The following is a 17796-nucleotide window of genomic DNA, read 5'->3' on the forward strand; positions in this document are numbered from 1 at the left end:
GAAAGGGCTGTGGCCGTCCTCTGGCGGCGCGGCGCGTTTCATTCCGACAATTAGAGAGAAAGGATGGAAACATCTTATCCTTTCCTATATTTTCAAAAAAAGTGGCCCACATCGCTGTGGGCCTGTCCTAGTTATATGATCAACTGTGGGGTTGATAGTTATTATTATATAAACAAAACCTTAGTCGAACCTTAAAGAACTTTGTCTAACGATTGTCTAAAACGTGAATGATTGAAGTCAAATGTGACAAAAAGGGATGCAAGTTTGAAAAAAGCGCAAATCCAGCTGTAGCATCTGCTTTATTTGGAATTAAATGTAATTTTAATTTTATTGATTATACGCGGGCAACTGTCACAATTCAGCACCTTTTATTGTGATTTCAATCACAATCAAAAACGCATTCCTTGTTTATACTGGTGAAGATCAAGTTTGAAGGATACCTAAACCCGTGAGGAGAGTGCGATGATGCTGAGTGAGAAGACTATTGCCACGATTAAATCTACCGTCCCTGTATTGGAAGTCCACGGCACGACGATTACGAAGCGTTTCTATGAAACGATGTTTGCCGCTCATCCGGAGCTGCTTCATATTTTTAACCATGCTAATCAAAAACAAGGCAAGCAGCAAGCGGCGCTTGCAAATGCGGTTTACGCTGCCGCTCTTCATATTGATAATTTAGCAGCGATATTGCCAGTTGTGAAGCAAATTGCCCATAAACATAGAAGCTTGGGCATTTTGCCCGAGCATTACCCGATCGTCGGAAAATATTTGCTCGCCGCCATTAAGGATGTACTGGGCGATGCGGCTACCGATGATATTTTGCAGGCGTGGGCAGAAGCATATGGGATGATTGCCGATGCGTTTATCGGCGTGGAGAAAGAGATGTACAAGCAGGCGGAGCAGCAGCATGGCGGCTGGGAAGGGTTCAGAGCTTTTGTGGTCAATAAAAAGGTGCAAGAGAGCGACAACATTACTTCCTTCTACCTCATTCCAGAAGATGGCGGCGCGATTGCCGGCTTTAAGGCTGGGCAATATGTGAGCATGAGAAGAGAACTGCCGAATGATGCCTATACCCATATTCGCCAATATAGTTTATCGGATTCGCCAAGCAAGCCCTATTACCGCATTTCGGTTAAACGCGAGGATGGGCGGGATAACCGGCCGGCTGGCAAAGTGTCCGTGTCTTTGCATGAGCATTTGTGGGAAGGGGATATCGTTCACTTGTCCGCTCCGGCGGGAGATTTCACAATCGATTTGGAGGATACGCGTCCAGTCGTGCTTATTAGTGGCGGCGTTGGGCTGACACCGATGATGAGCATGCTGCATGCTGTAGTGGAAGCCTGTCCAGAGCGTTCGGTTACCTTTATTCATGCGACCACCAATGGAGACACGCATGCGATGAAGGAGCAGGTAACCGCGCTTGCTGGCCGCCACCCGCAGCTGTCTGTCTTCTACTGCTATACGCAGCCGACGGCGCATGACAAGGCGCTGAAGGATTACCACAAGGATGGGCTGATCAACTTTCCATGGCTGCGCACAGTTATACCCACGACAGATGCCAGCTTCTATTTTTGCGGACCGCAGCAGTTTATGAAAATGATCAATCGCGCTTTGCGAGTGTTCGATGTTCAGGCTTCTGATATTCATTTTGAGTTTTTTGGCCCGGCTGAAAGCTTGAACGACGGACAGGGCGAGCAGCAGGAGACAGCGGATACCGTCATTTAAACGGAAGCTCCAGACTCCTTCCTCTTATCCGCCTTGGCCCTCATCAGACGATTGACGGTTTCTCTGCGCAGCCCGATGAGCTGTCCAATTTCATCCTGCGTCAGCACATCGCTCAGCGTAGCAGGGGAAATATGCTCGTCGAACCATTGCTCCAGCTTGTGCAGCTTAGCGGCCGGGGCGGCTTGTGTCAGCTGGTCTATGCGCTGTTGCATCATGCGCAGCTTGTTTTGCAGCAGCAGCGCAATATCGCGGCATTTTTCCGGATGGTTCTCCAGCGTTTGGTACCACTCCTGCGAGGGCAGCACCTCAATGTCGCAGGTGACCAGCGCTACGGCTGTCCCATGATAGGCTTGCTGGGTAATGAGCGAATGATGGGGAATCGTTTCGCCAGCGGTTATAATATTCATGACGATGGGGCTGCCATCTTCATGAAGGCGAATAATTTTGAGCATGCCGCTATTGATTCGGTACAGCGGCCCAAGCTCCCCTTGGCGGAACAGTGTTTCTCCTTTATGAAGCAGCATTGCGGGCATCTTCCTTTCAGCGTTTATAATAGGTAAATTATAAGGGACATCCGTTATTTTTGAAAATGCAAGGAAACCGATTAGCGGAAGTAGAGGTCAATCAGCGCACACTGGTTGATCTTTTTTTTGCATTAAATTCATGTACTTGCTTGCCTTAACCAAAAAGCACCGTCCGTAGGCAGCCTCTCCGAGCTTAATATAAGCGGAGAGGCCGTATACGGACAGTGCTTAATAAGCAAATGAACGAGGCAGCGGCTAGGATAAATTTGTTCCCTGATGATATTCCAAGTAACTAAACATCTGCTGACGGGGCAGCAGTTGCGGCTGCTCCAACGCTGCTTACCGCCTCCTCCTTGATTCGCTTGCGCGTATTCCAATCAAAACGCCGGGCATTGCTCCAAAAATTATAATCTCCTGTATAATAGCCCTGCTCATCAACCGCCAGCTTTTTGCGGGCAATCATTTTAACGTACCCGATGACGCGGCTGAAGGTTGCGATGTCGTCGCTGCCGCAAACGGGGCAGGCATGGATGTTTTTTCCGTCCACGGCGACGATTGGCTGGCTGCATGCGAGGCAGCTGGTTAGTGTAGGCGTCAGCGTAATATATTGTATCGGTTTTTCGAAAATTTTCTTTAAATAATTCGCGATCCGCTCAGGCGGCAGCTTCGTTTCGAGGAAATGGTGCAAAATGCTGCCGGACGTCGCATAAGCTTGGAACTCCGCGCTATTTTCTACCTGCCGCAGGAAATCATCCTCGCTGAACGGGAGCATACAGCCCGAGGTCAAATAAACGTTGTCCCCAGTCCCCTGGACAAAAATGCTCCGGTTATGGTTTTTAGCCCATTTGACGTCGTGGCGGGCGAGCTTGATTGCGGCATTTTCACCTGGCGCATATTCAATGCCGCAGGCAACTTGGTCGCGGACGATAAAGTGATTAATCGTTTCCGTCATAAATTGCATAATGCGATGGGCCAGCAGCTTGCCGGCCTCATTGTTCATTCCCCCGTCATAGCCTATATTAATGAGCCCCTCATGCATGCCCGTAACGGCGAACACATTGAAATAATGGGCTAAATCGCGGTTTAAGGCGAAGAAGGTCGGATACAGCTCTTTATTTTGCTCAATCCACCGCCGCTTGGCCATATGGCCCTCCTGCATAATGTTCAGCAGCTCCTCTATTTTTGCCAGCAGCTCGCCTTCATGGCCGCCGTATTCCATGAGTACACGGTTCATGTTCAAGTTCAGCACCTGGACGGCACCCGTTGAGCCGGTGGAGCTGCCGAAAATGCCGCTGCCCAGCCGCGACAGCACGCTTAAATCAATTTGCAGCCGGCAGCACAAGCTGCGGCTAACCTCGGGGTCGCGAGGCTTAATATAAGGATTCAGGCGGCGATAATGCTCGTTTTCAAAAGGCTGGCTGCGGAAGTTTTCGAAATAAACACCGCCCCATTGATACATGCCGTCAAGCATATTAAGAAAAAGGGGATTGCTATAGTCGAAATGGTCGTCAATCGGGACGGTCAGCAGCGGGAAGGTAAATGGTATGCCATTGCCTGTGCCTTGTTTCATTACCGCAATGACAGCTGCGTTAATCCGATCAAAGTAGGACGCCGGAATTTCCTTGTAGCGCATATCGAGCGGCGTACCGCCAATAATGACAAAATCATCCTTGATTTCATCCGAAGGCTTGCCGAACTCCAGCGTAATATTGGTGAACGCCGATTGGGAGCCGCCGCGCAGCGGCATATTCATTTCCCAAATTAAGCTTTGGAACAGCTGCTGCAGCTCCTCGCTTGTAAACGTATGTCCTCGGACAGACTCTTCATAATAGAGATAGGAGGCGGACACCGTGGTCATCTGCGAAAGCATGACGGCGCCAGACACCTGCTGCGACATGAGGACGACGAGATTGCTGAAATGGCGCAGCAGCGTTTCGAGCTTTTTCGTCGGGTGCGAAGACATCATATTTTTTGCCAAGGTAGGAATGCCATTCGCAGCAATATCCTTGCAGCCTACGCTCAGGCAATAGGGGCTTAGCTGCTTGTCATGAATGTACACAATGCCGTCCGAATAAAGCTCGGTGAGCGCGAAAGGCAAAATATGCTCAAGCAAATATTGCTCCTCGGCAAAATTGTTCAAATTATGGCGCAGAAGGGGCAGCGAGTAGACGAAGTTGCTATTTTCCCTTTTTAAATAGTCGGCTTGCTTCGTCTCGGAGCTGGACGTAAATGTGCGAATAATATCGACTGATTGTCTAAACATGATCGGCCTCCGTTCTATTTTTGCGGTGGAAAATAAGGATTTAAGCAGTAAGGTACAAGGCTGTTATGCTTGTCTTTCAACTGCTGCACATAAGCGGCAATTTGCACGAAAAATTCTTCGCTTAAGAGCGGGTAGCGAACGGTTCTCACTTGGCTTAGCCTGCTGTTATGGCGAATGACCATTTCGACGGATGCGAGTATATCCTGGCAGAAGCGTTCCGTGGGAACGACTCCAATAATCGCCTTGAACACCTCGGCATCCTCCTTCGGGTCCATAAGGTGGAACGGCAGCTTCATGTCAATATGAATGCCGTCGATGAGCGCCAGATCGAGCAAACGCTGCAGCTTGCCTGGAAAAGTTCCGTTGGTCATCACAATCATTTTTCCGTTGAAAATAGCCCGTACACGCCGCAGGAAGCTTTCCAGCTCCGCCGTGCTGCTGAGTAAAAATTCGCCTCCGCTGAACAATACAGCGTCGAACAGACCATCGCTGCCGCTCAGTCGCTCCAGCGTTTGTTCAGCAGTCAGCAGCCTATGGGGAATGGGCTGCTGCGCGATTAGCTCGGCATCATTATGGCAGCCGTAGCAGCGCATATTGCATCCGTTCCAGGAGTGGATCAGCAGGGACAGATGGCCGGGCAAATCCGTAAAGGTGCGGATGAACTGGGGATAGAAGGTCAGCATAAGGTGCTCCTTTCTACCGAAATCGAACTTCTGAAACTAGTATGTGGCGCTGGATGAATGCGATTTAATGGGGCAGTCCCTCATCACATTCAACATGATCGGCAACTGCATATAGTTTCTGTGATTAATAGTAATACAACATATGGTAGAAATGAAGTGATGGGGATCACAGCCGCGCGAGAAAAAGAAGAAGGGGTGACAGCTGTCACAGCGGGCAGGAAGCTGATGCTGTAAACTCGTTATGTAATGAAACAGTCCGTGCTGAAGGCAGGCCTCGCTGAACGCAGGTGTTCTGCCGCAGGAAGGGATGGGGGGGACAAATGGAACAGCACATGGAACAGCACATCGAACAGCACATCGAACAGCAAATGGAGCAGCAAATGAACATGAAAGTGAAAAAAACGGAAAAAGTGGACATACGTGTGCTAGCGATGGGGCAGGATTTAGTATTTCTCGTCACTGGAGGAGAGGCACATATTGGGGCAGCTGCAACGGCCTATTGGATCGATGGAGGGCACGCACCAAAGTGCGATGCTCATACGCTTCCAGGCCATCGTGAAGGTGAACTGGCCGCGGAGCTTGCCATTATGGCAGCAAGCTCTCTCGGGGTAACCGCAACAGTGGTCGTCGGCATTCATTTGGAACAACCGGCGAGCCACGATATAGTCAGCATTGTCACACTGGCCAAAGAAGCCATGAGGGAGCAAACGGATAAGCTGGCAGCGCTTGGCGATCAGCAGGAGAAAAGCCTTCCTACAGATGAGACCTAGTAGGAAGGCTTTCTTAAATGCGGCAAACTTCCTTCGGACATTGCTCGCAATGGCATATCGCTTGCAGATGCTTCATGTCTCTCACCAAAATATAACCGTGCTCGAAAGACAGCACCTTTTGTTTTTTTAGCTCTCCCAGCATCCGATTGACACTTTCCCTTGCTGCGCCAATATAATCAGAAAGCTCGGTATTCGTTATTTTTTCAGAAATAAGCACGCCTTCCTCTGTTTGTTCCCCAAAGGAGTTTGCCAGCCGAATGAGCGTCGAAGCTAGCGCGCCTTGCTTGCCATAAAGCAGCAGGTCGCGGAATTTCGTCTGGGTCAGCCGATGCATGAGGCCCATCCATTTCATAAACTCAATGGCCAGATCGCCATGCTGCCATAACAAAATTTCCAAATCGCTTTTCTGGATAACGCCGATCGTGCAGTTCAGCACCGCTTTCGCACTAGAGCTGTGGCTGGAAGGGCTGAACGGATCAAATTGGCCGACGATATCTCCCTCCTGATATTGCGAGAATACAAATTCCTTGCCCTCTGTATTGTGCTTAATCAGCTTAACGCGGCCTTCCATTATGTAATAAAGCTTGTCGTCCGCATCGCCTTCCCAGAAAATATGATTGCCCGAAGGAATGTGGTGTATATACATAATTTCTTTCAGCTTCTCGAAGCCCGTCTGGGAAAAACAAAACGTATTGCATACCGTTTGAGTATAAGGTCTTGCGATTATGGCTTGTTTCATCGAAAATGGCCACCTTTGCTGTTCATTTAGGGGAATGGTCCGCTGACAAATAGCTTATTTCCAATGTAGCAGAAGTCTGTGGCGAACATAGTGATGGAAATCACAATTCATCCTTGAAAATGAGGATAAACATGGGGGGAAAAGTGATATTTGTAATAGTATCGCCTTGTAAAACCTTCTATAATGTAGCCAGAAATGGGTGTCCACTACAGGATGGAGGGACATATATGCTGACAGGGGCCATATTAGCCGGCGGGCAAAGCCGCAAAATGGGCGGTCGCCATAAAGGTCTGCTTCCTTTTATAAATGAAAGCATTGTTGAACGGCAGATTCGAACGATGAAGCAGCTTTGCGACGAAGTTATTTTAGTGACGAATGACCCACGAAGCTTTTTGCCTATTTTGGGCAGCAGCGTCCGAATTATAACCGATTACATTCCCAATAAAGGCCCGCTTAGCGGCATGCATGCTGCATTCACACTTGCGACGCATGCGGATATTTGGGTAGTGGGCTGTGACATGCCGCTTATTTCAAGCGTGGTGGCCGAGCAGCTGTGGAAGGCCAAGCGGAAAAAGCGTTGTATGGCCGCGCTTCCGTCCGCTGGCGGCAAGCTGTATCCGCTGCATGGCGTCTATGGCAAGGATAGCGCCGGCGAAATTATGAAGCTGCTCGAAATAAGCGAATATCGGGTAAATACTTTCCTTGGCCAAATAGGCTACTGCCAGATGGAGCTGCTGAAGCTTGGGGAAACGAGAGAGACACTTAGCTGCGTGACGAATGTAAATACGATTGAGGAATATGAGCGTATCTTGAGCTTGTACGATGCCAGCTTTGCTCCTCACACCTAATAAGGCGGCTCTATTCAGACCAGACGACTAAAAAATCGATTAAGAAATGCAATTTTCCTAGGCCGCAAGCGCGCCATTTTTCAAACGGGATGTTTATGAACGTTTCCCTAAAGTTTGAATGGCGGGCAGGCAAAGGGAGATTGTCTTTTTTTTGTTCAAAAGGCGAGGGTGAAGCTTGTTTTTTTAAAATGTCGGTTTGACAGTATTGATTTTAACAATTATCATTTAGATATTATCAAATTGACATTATTAAAAGGGGAAGTGGGGAATGCGCCATGTTTGGATTTAAATTCGTTAAATTTCAGCCGAGCGACTACATCATTCAGGTGAAAAATGGGAAGGTCGTCCGGGAGGGAATCGGCCTGTCGTTCTACTATTATGAGCGGGCCACCTCGGTTGTCGTCATCCCGATTTCATCAATCGATGTGCCGTTTATGTTTGAAGAAATGACCCGTGATTATCAAACCGTTACCGTACAGGGACAGCTTACTTACCGCATAGTGGACTATCGCAAAATGATGGAAATTATGAATTATACGTACAATATTAAGAAAAAAGCCTATATGTCCGACGATCCGGTCAAGCTGTCCCAGCGCATCATTCAAATCGCCAAGGTGCTGACGAAGAAGCAGCTGGAGCAGCTGCCGCTCAAGGAAGCTATTCAGTCGAGCGAACGGCTGGCGAAGGCGATTACACAGGAGGTCAGCCGGCATGAGGAGCTGGCGAAGCTCGGCATTGAGCTGATGGGGCTGTCGATTCTCGCCGTGCTGCCAAACAAGGAGACGATGCGGGCGCTTGAAGCGCAGTCGCGCGAGCAAATGCTTCAGGATGCAGATGAGGCGCTGTATGTGCGTCGAAATGCTTCCATTGAGCAGGAACGGCGGGTGAAGGAAAATGAGCTGAATACCGACATTGCCGTCGAGCTGAAAAAAAGGCAAATTCGCGAGGCGCAGCTGGATGCGGAGCGCTCGGTAAGGGAGAAGCAAAATGAGCTGAAGGAGGTTCAGCTGCATTTTGACACGCAGCTTGAGGAGAAGAAGCAAGCGATGATTGAGCTTGCAGCTGCGAACAAGCGCTCAGAGGCGGATGCCAGAGCATATGAGCTGGCCGCCGTCATGAAATCGCTGCAAGATACTCAGCCTTATGTGCTGCAAGCGATGGCAAATATGGGCATGGACTCGAACAAGCTGATTGCGATTGCCTTCCAGGAAATGGCCGAAAAGGCCGAGCGGATTGGACAGCTGAATATTTCGCCGGATTTGCTGCAAAGCTTAATACCCGGTGCTGGCAATGGGGCCGGCTCGGTCAAGCCAGAAGCTCGAGGAGGGGAGAGGCGATGAGCAAGGCAGCAGGAGCAGATGCGAAATTTATCGTCGTGAAGCGGAAGACAAGACTGGAGGAGCTGCTTGTTCGCTACAATACGGTGCAGCAGGCGAAGTTTTATATTGAGCGGCTTGGCGCTGACTTTGGCGACTATTGGCTGGAAAATGAAGTGTATCAACATGCTGTCTCGCTGGCGATAAGCGAGCTGGAGCAGCAGGGCAGAGTTCAAGTGCTGGATCGCGAGCATGTGCAGAGCTTCCTATTCGGCGACCAAGATATCGTTATTGCAATTGGCCCGGATGGGCTAGTCGCAGGTACGCTCAAATATTTGGACCGCCAGCCGCTCATTGGCGTCAATCCGGAGCCGCAGCGCTGGGATGGCGTGCTGCTGCCCTTCACGGTTGGGGATTTGCGATTGCTCATTCCCGAGGTGCTGCGCGGGAAGCGCCGGGTTCAGCCGGTTACACTGGCAATGGCGCAGATTAACAATGGCCAGTGCCTCTACGGCGTTAATGATTTGTTTATCGGGCGCAAAACCCATGTGTCGGCGCGGTATGAAATTAAGCTGGAGGAGCATGCTGAGCAGCAGTCCTCCAGTGGTATTATTGTGTCCACCGCCCTCGGAGCAAGCGGCTGGCTGCGAAGCGTGCTTGCCGGGGCAGCCGGCATTGTGAGCAGCGCGACGCGTCAGCCGCTGATGCTCACGCCGGAAGATCTAGATGCGGCTGAGAAACAGGAGATAGGTCGGCTGGACTGGTCGGCGAATTCGCTTTATTTTACGGTCAGAGAGCCATTTCCAAGCCGGACGACCGCAGCTTCGATCGTTTTTGGGCAAATCAACGGGCAGCGCAAGCTGCGGATTACATCGCAAATGCCGGACGACGGTGTTATTTTCAGCGATGGGGTAGAGAATGATTTCCTTAACTTTCATTCCGGGCTTGAGGCGACAATCGGGCCAGCAGATCGTCAGGGGCATCTCATCGTTTAAGCAAAGGGCAAGGCAGGTAGGCGGGCAATGCGCAAGGTCATTTTGGAAATCTATAGGGAGATTCACACGCCAGTCCGCAGCAATCATGTTATAATTGGGTCATGGGTTGATGGGGATGATTCGGATTAGCAGGAATACGCTTGTGAACCTAATTTAGAGATGAGAGAGTGATTTTGAAATGCTGCGTCGATTTTTTTCGTACTATCGTCCTTATAAGGGGCTGTTCTTTCTTGATTTCGGCTGCGCCATTCTTGCCGGATTGCTGGAGCTGGCTTTCCCGCTTGCGGTCAGCCAATTTATTAATGATTTGCTTCCTAGCCAGAACTGGACGCTGATCGTTGCTGCCTGTGTGGGACTGCTTGCTGTATATGCGCTCAATACTGCGCTTAATTATGTCGTAACCTACTGGGGGCATATGCTAGGCATTAACATCGAGACGGATATGCGGCGCAAAATGTTCGACCATATCCAGAAGCTCAGCTTCCGCTTCTTCGACAATCACAAGACGGGTCATTTGATCGGCCGTATTACGAATGACCTGAATGATATTGGCGAAGTGGCGCATCACGGACCAGAGGATGTGTTCATAGCGGTTATGACGCTTATCGGCTCCTTCTCGCTAATGGCCTACATTAACCTGGAGCTTGCACTTATAACCTTCATCATTATTCCGGTTATGGCATGGCTTATTATCGTCTTCGGCGGCAAAATGAGCAAAACGTACCGTCGCTTGTTCGGCGATGTCGGCAATTTTAACGCCCGTATTGAAGACAACGTCGGCGGCATTCGCGTCGTTCAATCGTTCGCTAACGAAGAGCATGAGAAAAAGCTGTTTTCCGTAGACAACCAAAACTTCCGCCTGACGAAGCTGCTCGCTTACAAAACGATGGCGAAAAGCATTTCCGTCAGCTATATGATGATGCGGCTCGTTACGATTTTTGTGATGATTTGCGGCGCTTATTTCTTTATTCAGGGCAAGCTGGATATGGGTGAATTTATGGCGTTCATTTTGCTTTCGAACATTTTCTTCCGTCCGATTGAAAAAATCAACGCGGTTATCGAAAGCTATCCAAAAGGCATCGCCGGCTTCAGACGTTACACGGAGATCATTGATACAGAGCCTGACATTGAAGATCGGCCCAATGCAATGGAACTCAAAAAAGTCGTCGGCAATGTTCGTTTTCATGACGTGAGCTTTGGATATGAGACAAACCATATGATTTTACAGAAAATCAATTTGGATATTCATGCTGGAGAGACTGTGGCATTCGTAGGACCATCTGGAGCGGGGAAAACGACGATTTGCAGCCTGTTGCCAAGGTTTTATGATGTGCTCGCAGGCAGCATTACGGTGGACGGCAAAGATATTCGGGATATTAAGCTGGAATCGCTGCGCAAAAATATTGGAATCGTGCAGCAGGACGTATTCCTGTTCTCGGGCTCCATCCGCGAAAACATCGCTTATGGCAATTTGTTGGCGACGGAGGAAGAAATTTGGGAAGCGGCACGCCGGGCATCGCTTGAGGATTTGATCAAAAAAATGCCTGAAGGGCTGGATACGATTATTGGAGAGCGCGGAGTCAAACTGTCGGGCGGCCAGAAGCAGCGCCTGTCGATTGCTCGCATGTTTTTGAAAAATCCGCCGATTCTCATCCTCGATGAAGCGACATCGGCACTGGATACCGAGACGGAAGTCGCGATTCAAAAATCGCTGTCTGACCTGTCCGTAGGAAGAACGACGCTAGTCATTGCCCACCGCCTGACGACGATCAAAAATGCGGATCGCATCATTGTCGTCGACGAGAGCGGCATTGCTGAGCAAGGAAGACATCAAGAGCTCGTTGCGGCCGGCGGCATATACAGCAAGCTGCATCAGGCGCAATACAGCACGGTGTAGCGTTTAAGGAGATAGCTGTTTCTTCAAAATAATGGCCTGGTAATCCTCCGGCGTATTCATATTAATGAATTGCTCAGCAATCGCCGGATTATTGGGCAGATAATGAATGATGGACAATTGAGGGAGCACATCCATGACCTTCAGATTTCGGCTGTACAGCGCGGCTGCCCATTTGCCCAGCGTTCGTCCATGAAAGACGGCAAACAAAGGGTGGCTTCGCCCGTCGATGATCGGGACGACAGCATCTTTGGTCGGATGACTGCCAAGCAGCGCCAGCATCTCAATAAAAGGCAAAGCGGTAAGCAGCGGATAGTCACAGGCTGCCACTATGTAAACCGTGTCCGGTTCTTGGTCGCTCATTCCGGCATGCAGACCGGCAATCGGGCCAAGGCTAGGAAAAATATCGGGTTTAATCGTAATAGAGGGAGCAAGGAAGGGATATAATTCAGGCTCATTTGTAATGATAGAAATACGGTCTGTGAGAACAGCTAGCTGCTCGGTTATCATTTGAATAATGGGTTTGCCATTAATAAGGAGCAATTCTTTACGCTGCTGCATGCGGCGGCTTTCTCCTCCGGCAAGCACGATAGCTTCCAGGTTCATCCTTCGTCACCTTGCTTTCCATAATCATTGATGTCAGGAACATTGACAAACACTTGACCTCTATTCATAATGTAAGGTACTTATACGCTATTTACAATAGTGTAAAGTATGAGGCTATCATTTACCAACAATCTCTTTTGCATAACCTGAGGTGAGGAGCTTGGAGCATTCAATAAAGGATCAATTGAACCGTGGTTTGCGGGACCTGCGCATATCTGTTACCGACCGTTGTAATTTCCGCTGCCGTTATTGTATGCCGGCCGAAATTTTTGGCAAGGACTATCCCTTTTTGGCTGAAGACAAGGTGCTTAGCTTTAATGAGATAGAACGGCTCGTAAAGATATTTGTATCATTGGGCGTCAAGAAGCTTAGAATTACCGGCGGAGAGCCGCTGCTTAGAAAAGATTTGCCGGCGCTGATCAAGCGCTTGAATGCAATCGCTGGTGTTGAAGATATTGCACTGACGACCAATGGGGTTCTGCTGCCCAAATCGGCTGCAGCGCTTGCGGAAGCTGGATTGCGTCGGGTAACGGTCAGTCTGGATTCGCTCAATGACGAGCGGTTCCGATTAATGAACGGAAACCGCAGCGGCGTGCAGGCCGTGCTGGACGGTATTGATGCAGCTGCTGCGGCAGGGATGCCAGTCAAAATCAATATGGTTGTCCAGAAGGGCGCCAATGACCAGGACATATGGCCGATGGCTGCTTATTTTCGCGAGAAGGGGCATATTCTGCGGTTTATTGAATATATGGATGTCGGCAATTCAAATGGCTGGAAGTGGGATCACGTTTTTTCAAGCAAGCAGATTTTGCAGCTTCTAGAAGAACACCTGCCGCTTGAGCCGGTGGAAGCCCATTATGCAGGCGAGGTTGCTTCCCGCTATCGCTATCAGGATGGATCGGGGGAGATCGGTTTTATTTCCTCCGTAAGCGATGCTTTTTGCAGCACCTGCACACGGGCGCGCATATCCGCCGAAGGCAAGCTGTACACCTGCCTGTTCGCCTCGAAGGGCTACGATTTAATGGAGCTGCTGCGAGCTGAAGCAACGGATGAGTCGGTTCGTGAGTCCATCGCCCGCATTTGGACAAATCGCAATGATCGTTATTCGGAGGAACGGGCTACCCGTACCCAGTCGCCAGCTAAAATCGAGATGTCCCATATCGGCGGCTGATTTCATAAAAGCACCCAGCTAAGGCGATCCAACCACGCTTCCTTCAGAAGCGTGGTTTTTTTATGGAATATAAGCATGTATAGGTTACCCCATATAATGGGCTTATATTTCATCGCGAAACGGTGGCTTTGCCTCTATAGGACGGCGGCAGCCGTTTCACCTTGCAAAAAAACATCATAATCGTCTATCACTTTTTCTAATAGAAATCATCATAATTCTTAATTTATACAGCTAAAACAGGGTGAATGACCCCCATTTTACTCGGATTTAGCTGCATTTTGCTTCTGAAACGATAAATTGGTAAAAATTAGGATATAACGTGTGCATTGCCCGATTGCACTTAATATGTTAGTTTGAATATTAATGATGGACTAAAGTGTGTACACGCAGTTTACAAGGTGAAACGGCCGATAGCCGTCCTTTGGCAGTGCGGCGCGTTTCAGTCCGAGAAATATAGAGAAAGGATGAGCAAATCATATCCTTTCCTAAATTTTAAAAACAGTATGATTTCATGTTTATGAGAGGTGGATTTTGTTGCAACTTCAGGTGACGAACAGTCCTTTTAATCAGGAGCAGGTTGAGCTTCTTAACCGCCTTCTGCCAACTTTGACGGAATCGCAGCATATATGGTTATGCGGATATTTGTCCGCAGTTCAGCGCACAGCAGCTTTTGCCCCTATTAGTGCAGAGCCGCAATTAAGCGCGGCGCTTGCTGTAGCGGAGGAAGCGCTGTCAGCACCCGCTCAGCCGGCAGGCTCGCGCGAAGTGACGATTTTATTCGGATCACAGACAGGTAACAGCCAGCGTCTGTCCGGCAAGCTTGCAAGCAAGCTGGAGGCAAACGGCTTTCAGGTTACCTTGTCCGCCATGAACAAATTCAAGCCTAATGGCTTGAAGAAGGTTGAAAATCTCTTGATTATTGCAAGTACCCATGGAGAAGGCGAACCGCCGGATAATGCAATATCGTTCCATGAGTTCCTATATAGCAAAAGAGCGCCTCAGCTGGATGAATTGTATTTCTCCGTTCTGTCGCTCGGCGATACGTCGTATGAATTCTTTTGCCAGACGGGTAAAGATTTCGACGTTCGTCTTGAAGAACTGGGCGGCAAGCGCCTGACGCCGCGTGTGGACTGCGATCTCGATTACGATGAGCTGGCAGCAGAGTGGTTCAATTCGGTTGCTGCTGCGTTAAGCGAGCGTGTGAATGGATCGGCATCTGCTCAGCCAGCAGCTGTATCTACATCCGCCTCGATTGGCATGGCTGAATCCGAATATTCGCGTACGAATCCGTTTCAAGCGGAAGTGCTCGCGAACATTAACTTGAACGGGCGCGGTTCAGACCGCGAGACGCGCCATCTTGAGCTGTCGCTTGACGGATCAAGCTTGCAATATGAGCCCGGCGATTGCCTAGGTCTTTTCCCGGAAAATCATCCGAAGCTTGTCGATGAGCTCATTTTGGCATTAGGCTGGAGCGCGGACGAGAAGGTTCCATTTAATAAAAAAGGCGAAGAAGGCTCGCTGCGCGAAGCGCTTCTGAAGCATTATGAAATTACAGTATTGACGAAGCCGCTGCTGGAGCAGGCTGCGAAGCTTTCGGCTAACAGCGGACTGCAGGAGCTTGCAGCGCCAGGCAAAGAGAAAGAGCTGAAGGATTACATCAACGGGCGCGATTTGCTTGATCTGGTGCAGGATTTTGCGCCTTGGAACTTCACGCCAGCTGCATTCGTCGGCATGTTGCGCAAGCTGCCCGCACGTCTTTATTCCATTGCAAGCAGCTTCCAGGCTAATCCGGATGAGGTGCATTTGACGATTCGCGCTGTGCGTTACGAGGCAAATGGCCGTGAGCGTTACGGCGTATGCTCGATTCATACGGCAGAGCGTTTGGAGCCAGGTGATACGGTGCCGATCTATATTCAAAACAACCCGAATTTCAAGCTGCCGGCAAGCGCCGAGACACCGATTGTTATGATCGGTCCAGGCACAGGCGTAGCCCCTTTCCGGGCATTCATGGAGGAGCGCGAGGAAACGGGAGCGGAAGGGAAATCATGGTTGTTTTACGGTGACCGCCATTTCGTGACGGACTTCCTGTATCAAACGGACTGGCAGCGCATGCTGAAGGACGGCGTTCTGACGAAGCTGGACGTTGCATTCTCGCGCGACTCGGAAGAGAAGGTGTACGTACAGCACCGTATTTTGGAGCAAAGCAAGGAGCTGTATGAGTGGCTACAAGCCGGCGCCCATGTTTATGTATGCGGGGACGAGAAGCATATGGCACATGATGTGCATTCTGCGCTCATTACAGTTATTGAGCAGGAAGGCGGCATCAGCCGCGAGCAAGCGGAAGCTTATCTTGCCGACATGCAGCAGCAGCAGCGCTACCAGCGCGATGTGTACTAAACGGATCGAAGCGAGTGCGAGAGGAGAAAGCAGCAATGGCAAATGATCAAATCGTAAAGCCGATCGGCGGCCCGCCGAGCGACGTTGAAGTTATTAAAATAGAGAGCAATTACTTGCGGGGAGCGCTCGTAGAAACGCTTCGCAATCCGGTTACAGGAAGCTTGCCGGAGGATGACAACCGCTTGATGAAATTCCACGGCAGCTATATGCAGGATGACCGCGACCTGCGCAATGAGCGCGAGAAGCAGAAGCTGGAGGCCGCTTACCAGTTCATGCTCCGCGTCGTTGTGCCAGGCGGCGTAGCAACTGCCGAGCAATGGCTGGCAATGGACGAATTGGCCCACAAGTATGGCAACGGCACGCTTCGTCTGACGACTCGTCAGGCTTTCCAAATGCACGGCGTGCTGAAATGGAATTTGAAAAAGACGATCCGTACGATCAACGACAAGCTTATGACGACGCTTGCCGCTTGCGGCGACGTTAACCGTAATGTGATGAGCAATCCTAATCCGCATTTGTCTGAGGCTCATGAACAGGTGAATGAATGGGCGAGGCGCATCAACAATCACCTCGCGCCGCGTACGCCTGCGTATCATGAAATTTGGCTGGATGGCGAGAAGGTAGAAAGCTCGGAAGCTGCTGGCGAAGTGGAGCCGATCTACGGACCGGTTTACTTGCCGCGTAAATTCAAAATCGGGATGGCGGTTCCGCCGTCCAATGATGTAGATGTTTATTCCCAGGATCTTGGCTATATTGCGATTTTGGAAAATGGCAAGCTTGTCGGCTTCAACGTAACCGTCGGTGGCGGCATGGGCATGACGCATGGCGATACGGCGACTTACCCGCAGCTTGGCCGCGTCATTGGCTTCTGTACGCCTGAGCAAACGATTGACATTGCCGAGAAGACCGTTATGATTCAACGCGATTACGGCAATCGCTCCGTTCGTAAAAATGCCCGTTTCAAATACACGATTGACCGCCACGGTCTGGACTGGTTTGTTGACGAGCTGCATAAAAGAATGGGCTGGAAGCTGGAAGCGCCGCGCGAATTCCACTTCGACAGCAATGGCGACCGTTATGGCTGGATTAAAGGCACCAACGGCAAATGGAATCTGACGCTTTACATTCAAAGCGGACGGATTCAAGATGATGGCGACTACAAGCTGATGACGGGTCTCCGTGAAATTGCGAAGATCCATACGGGAGACTTCCGCCTTTCGCCGAACCAAAATCTTGTTATTGCCAATATTACGACGCAGAAAAAACGCAAAATCCTGGAATTGATCGAGCAATACAAGCTGACGGATGGCTTGCATTATTCGGCCTTGCGCCGCAGCTCGATTTCCTGCGTAGCGCTGCCGACCTGTGGCCTTGCGATGGCGGAAGCGGAACGGTACTTGCCGACTTTGATCGACAAGCTCGATGTCGTTATGGATGAAGCGGGTCTGCGCGACGAGTCCATCGTTATTCGGATGACGGGCTGCCCGAATGGCTGCGGACGTCCTGCGCTTGGGGAAATTTCATTTATTGGAAAATCGCCGGGCAAATACAATATGTACATGGGAGCAAGCTTCAACGGCGACCGTTTGAATAAGATGTATAAAGAAAACATTGATGAAACGGAAATCATCAGCACGCTGACGCCTATTATTAACCGTTTCGCGAAAGAGCGCGAGCAGGGCGAGCATTTCGGCGATTTCGTCATTCGCAATGGTTATGTGAAGGCGACAACGTCAGGGCTTAATTTTCACGATTAGCGGCGCCCCTGCAAGCTAAAGCAGGGCAGGATTGGGAAAGGCGAATCACGTGCTTGATAGCCGCCCTTTTTTGCACAAAACGATAGATAGGAAAATAAGGTCTGGGGC

The 17796-nt window shown here is 50.0% G+C and carries 14 protein-coding genes; 9 read left to right on the forward strand and 5 right to left on the reverse strand.

Annotated elements, in window-relative coordinates; translation table 11 throughout:
- Positions 1 to 465: 465 nt before the first annotated feature.
- The gene (gene hmpA / locus BBD42_RS22885; RefSeq protein WP_099520013.1) at positions 466 to 1725 is read left to right on the forward strand and encodes an NO-inducible flavohemoprotein; all 1260 of its coding nucleotides are present in this window, start codon (positions 466 to 468) and stop codon (positions 1723 to 1725) included.
- Here the strand turns inward: hmpA and BBD42_RS22890 are convergent.
- The 3 genes from BBD42_RS22890 to BBD42_RS22900 all read right to left on the reverse strand — a co-directional run bounded on the left by BBD42_RS22890 (position 1722) and on the right by BBD42_RS22900 (position 5195).
- Positions 1722 to 2249 carry a Crp/Fnr family transcriptional regulator gene (locus BBD42_RS22890; RefSeq protein ID WP_099520014.1) on the reverse strand — a complete coding sequence of 176 codons (528 nt, stop codon included), beginning with the start codon at positions 2247 to 2249 and terminating at the stop codon, positions 1722 to 1724. The genes hmpA and BBD42_RS22890 overlap by 4 nt on opposite strands.
- A 292-nt stretch (positions 2250 to 2541) precedes the next feature.
- The gene (gene nrdD, locus BBD42_RS22895) at positions 2542 to 4512 is read right to left on the reverse strand and encodes an anaerobic ribonucleoside-triphosphate reductase (RefSeq protein ID WP_099520015.1); all 1971 of its coding nucleotides are present in this window, start codon (positions 4510 to 4512) and stop codon (positions 2542 to 2544) included.
- A 14-nt stretch (positions 4513 to 4526) separates the two neighbouring features.
- On the reverse strand, positions 4527 to 5195 hold the full coding sequence (locus tag BBD42_RS22900; protein ID WP_099520016.1) for a 4Fe-4S cluster-binding domain-containing protein: 669 nt from the start codon (positions 5193 to 5195) through the stop codon (positions 4527 to 4529).
- Positions 5196 to 5515: 320 nt separating this feature from the next.
- Between BBD42_RS22900 and lpdD the strand changes: the two genes are divergently transcribed.
- Positions 5516 to 5965, forward strand: a complete 450-nt coding sequence (lpdD, locus tag BBD42_RS22905) for a prenylated flavin chaperone LpdD (RefSeq protein ID WP_099520017.1) — start codon at positions 5516 to 5518, stop codon at positions 5963 to 5965.
- Between the two features lie 13 nt (positions 5966 to 5978).
- Here lpdD and BBD42_RS22910 read toward each other — a convergent pair whose 3' ends face one another.
- Positions 5979 to 6704, reverse strand: coding sequence for a Crp/Fnr family transcriptional regulator (locus tag BBD42_RS22910; RefSeq protein ID WP_099520018.1), 726 nt, complete (start codon positions 6702 to 6704; stop codon positions 5979 to 5981).
- 227 nt (positions 6705 to 6931) lie between these two features.
- On the opposite strand from BBD42_RS22910, the gene mobA (BBD42_RS22915) reads away from it, so the two are divergent.
- The 4 genes from mobA (BBD42_RS22915) (at position 6932) to BBD42_RS22930 (ending at position 11760) form a co-directional block, all read left to right on the forward strand.
- Positions 6932 to 7552, forward strand: coding sequence for a molybdenum cofactor guanylyltransferase (gene mobA / locus BBD42_RS22915; protein WP_172455592.1), 621 nt, complete (start codon positions 6932 to 6934; stop codon positions 7550 to 7552).
- A gap of 275 nt (positions 7553 to 7827) precedes the next feature.
- Positions 7828 to 8892, forward strand: coding sequence for an SPFH domain-containing protein (locus BBD42_RS22920; RefSeq protein WP_099520020.1), 1065 nt, complete (start codon positions 7828 to 7830; stop codon positions 8890 to 8892).
- Positions 8889 to 9863, forward strand: a complete 975-nt coding sequence (locus BBD42_RS22925; protein WP_099520021.1) for a diacylglycerol kinase catalytic domain-containing protein — start codon at positions 8889 to 8891, stop codon at positions 9861 to 9863. Before BBD42_RS22920 ends, BBD42_RS22925 begins: the two co-directional genes overlap by 4 nt.
- A 178-nt stretch (positions 9864 to 10041) precedes the next feature.
- The gene (locus BBD42_RS22930; protein WP_099520022.1) at positions 10042 to 11760 is read left to right on the forward strand and encodes an ABC transporter ATP-binding protein; all 1719 of its coding nucleotides are present in this window, start codon (positions 10042 to 10044) and stop codon (positions 11758 to 11760) included.
- A 3-nt stretch (positions 11761 to 11763) separates the two neighbouring features.
- On the opposite strand, the gene mobA (BBD42_RS22935) is transcribed toward BBD42_RS22930, so the two are convergent.
- On the reverse strand, positions 11764 to 12363 hold the full coding sequence (mobA, locus tag BBD42_RS22935) for a molybdenum cofactor guanylyltransferase (RefSeq protein ID WP_099520023.1): 600 nt from the start codon (positions 12361 to 12363) through the stop codon (positions 11764 to 11766).
- 160 nt (positions 12364 to 12523) lie between these two features.
- On the opposite strand from mobA (BBD42_RS22935), the gene moaA reads away from it, so the two are divergent.
- The 3 genes from moaA to cysI all read left to right on the forward strand — a co-directional run bounded on the left by moaA (position 12524) and on the right by cysI (position 17688).
- Entirely contained in the window at positions 12524 to 13534 is a 1011-nt protein-coding gene (moaA, locus tag BBD42_RS22940; RefSeq protein ID WP_099520024.1) for a GTP 3',8-cyclase MoaA, read from the forward strand.
- Positions 13535 to 14068: 534 nt separating this feature from the next.
- Positions 14069 to 15931: an assimilatory sulfite reductase (NADPH) flavoprotein subunit gene (locus BBD42_RS22945; RefSeq protein ID WP_099520025.1), complete on the forward strand. Its 1863-nt coding sequence runs from the start codon at positions 14069 to 14071 to the stop codon at positions 15929 to 15931.
- Positions 15932 to 15966: 35 nt separating this feature from the next.
- Positions 15967 to 17688: an assimilatory sulfite reductase (NADPH) hemoprotein subunit gene (cysI, locus tag BBD42_RS22950; RefSeq protein WP_099520026.1), complete on the forward strand. Its 1722-nt coding sequence runs from the start codon at positions 15967 to 15969 to the stop codon at positions 17686 to 17688.
- The last annotated feature ends 108 nt before the right edge of the window (positions 17689 to 17796 follow it).

Origin of the sequence: Paenibacillus sp. BIHB 4019 (assembly GCF_002741035.1) — a bacterium.
GTDB lineage: Bacteria > Bacillota > Bacilli > Paenibacillales > Paenibacillaceae > Pristimantibacillus.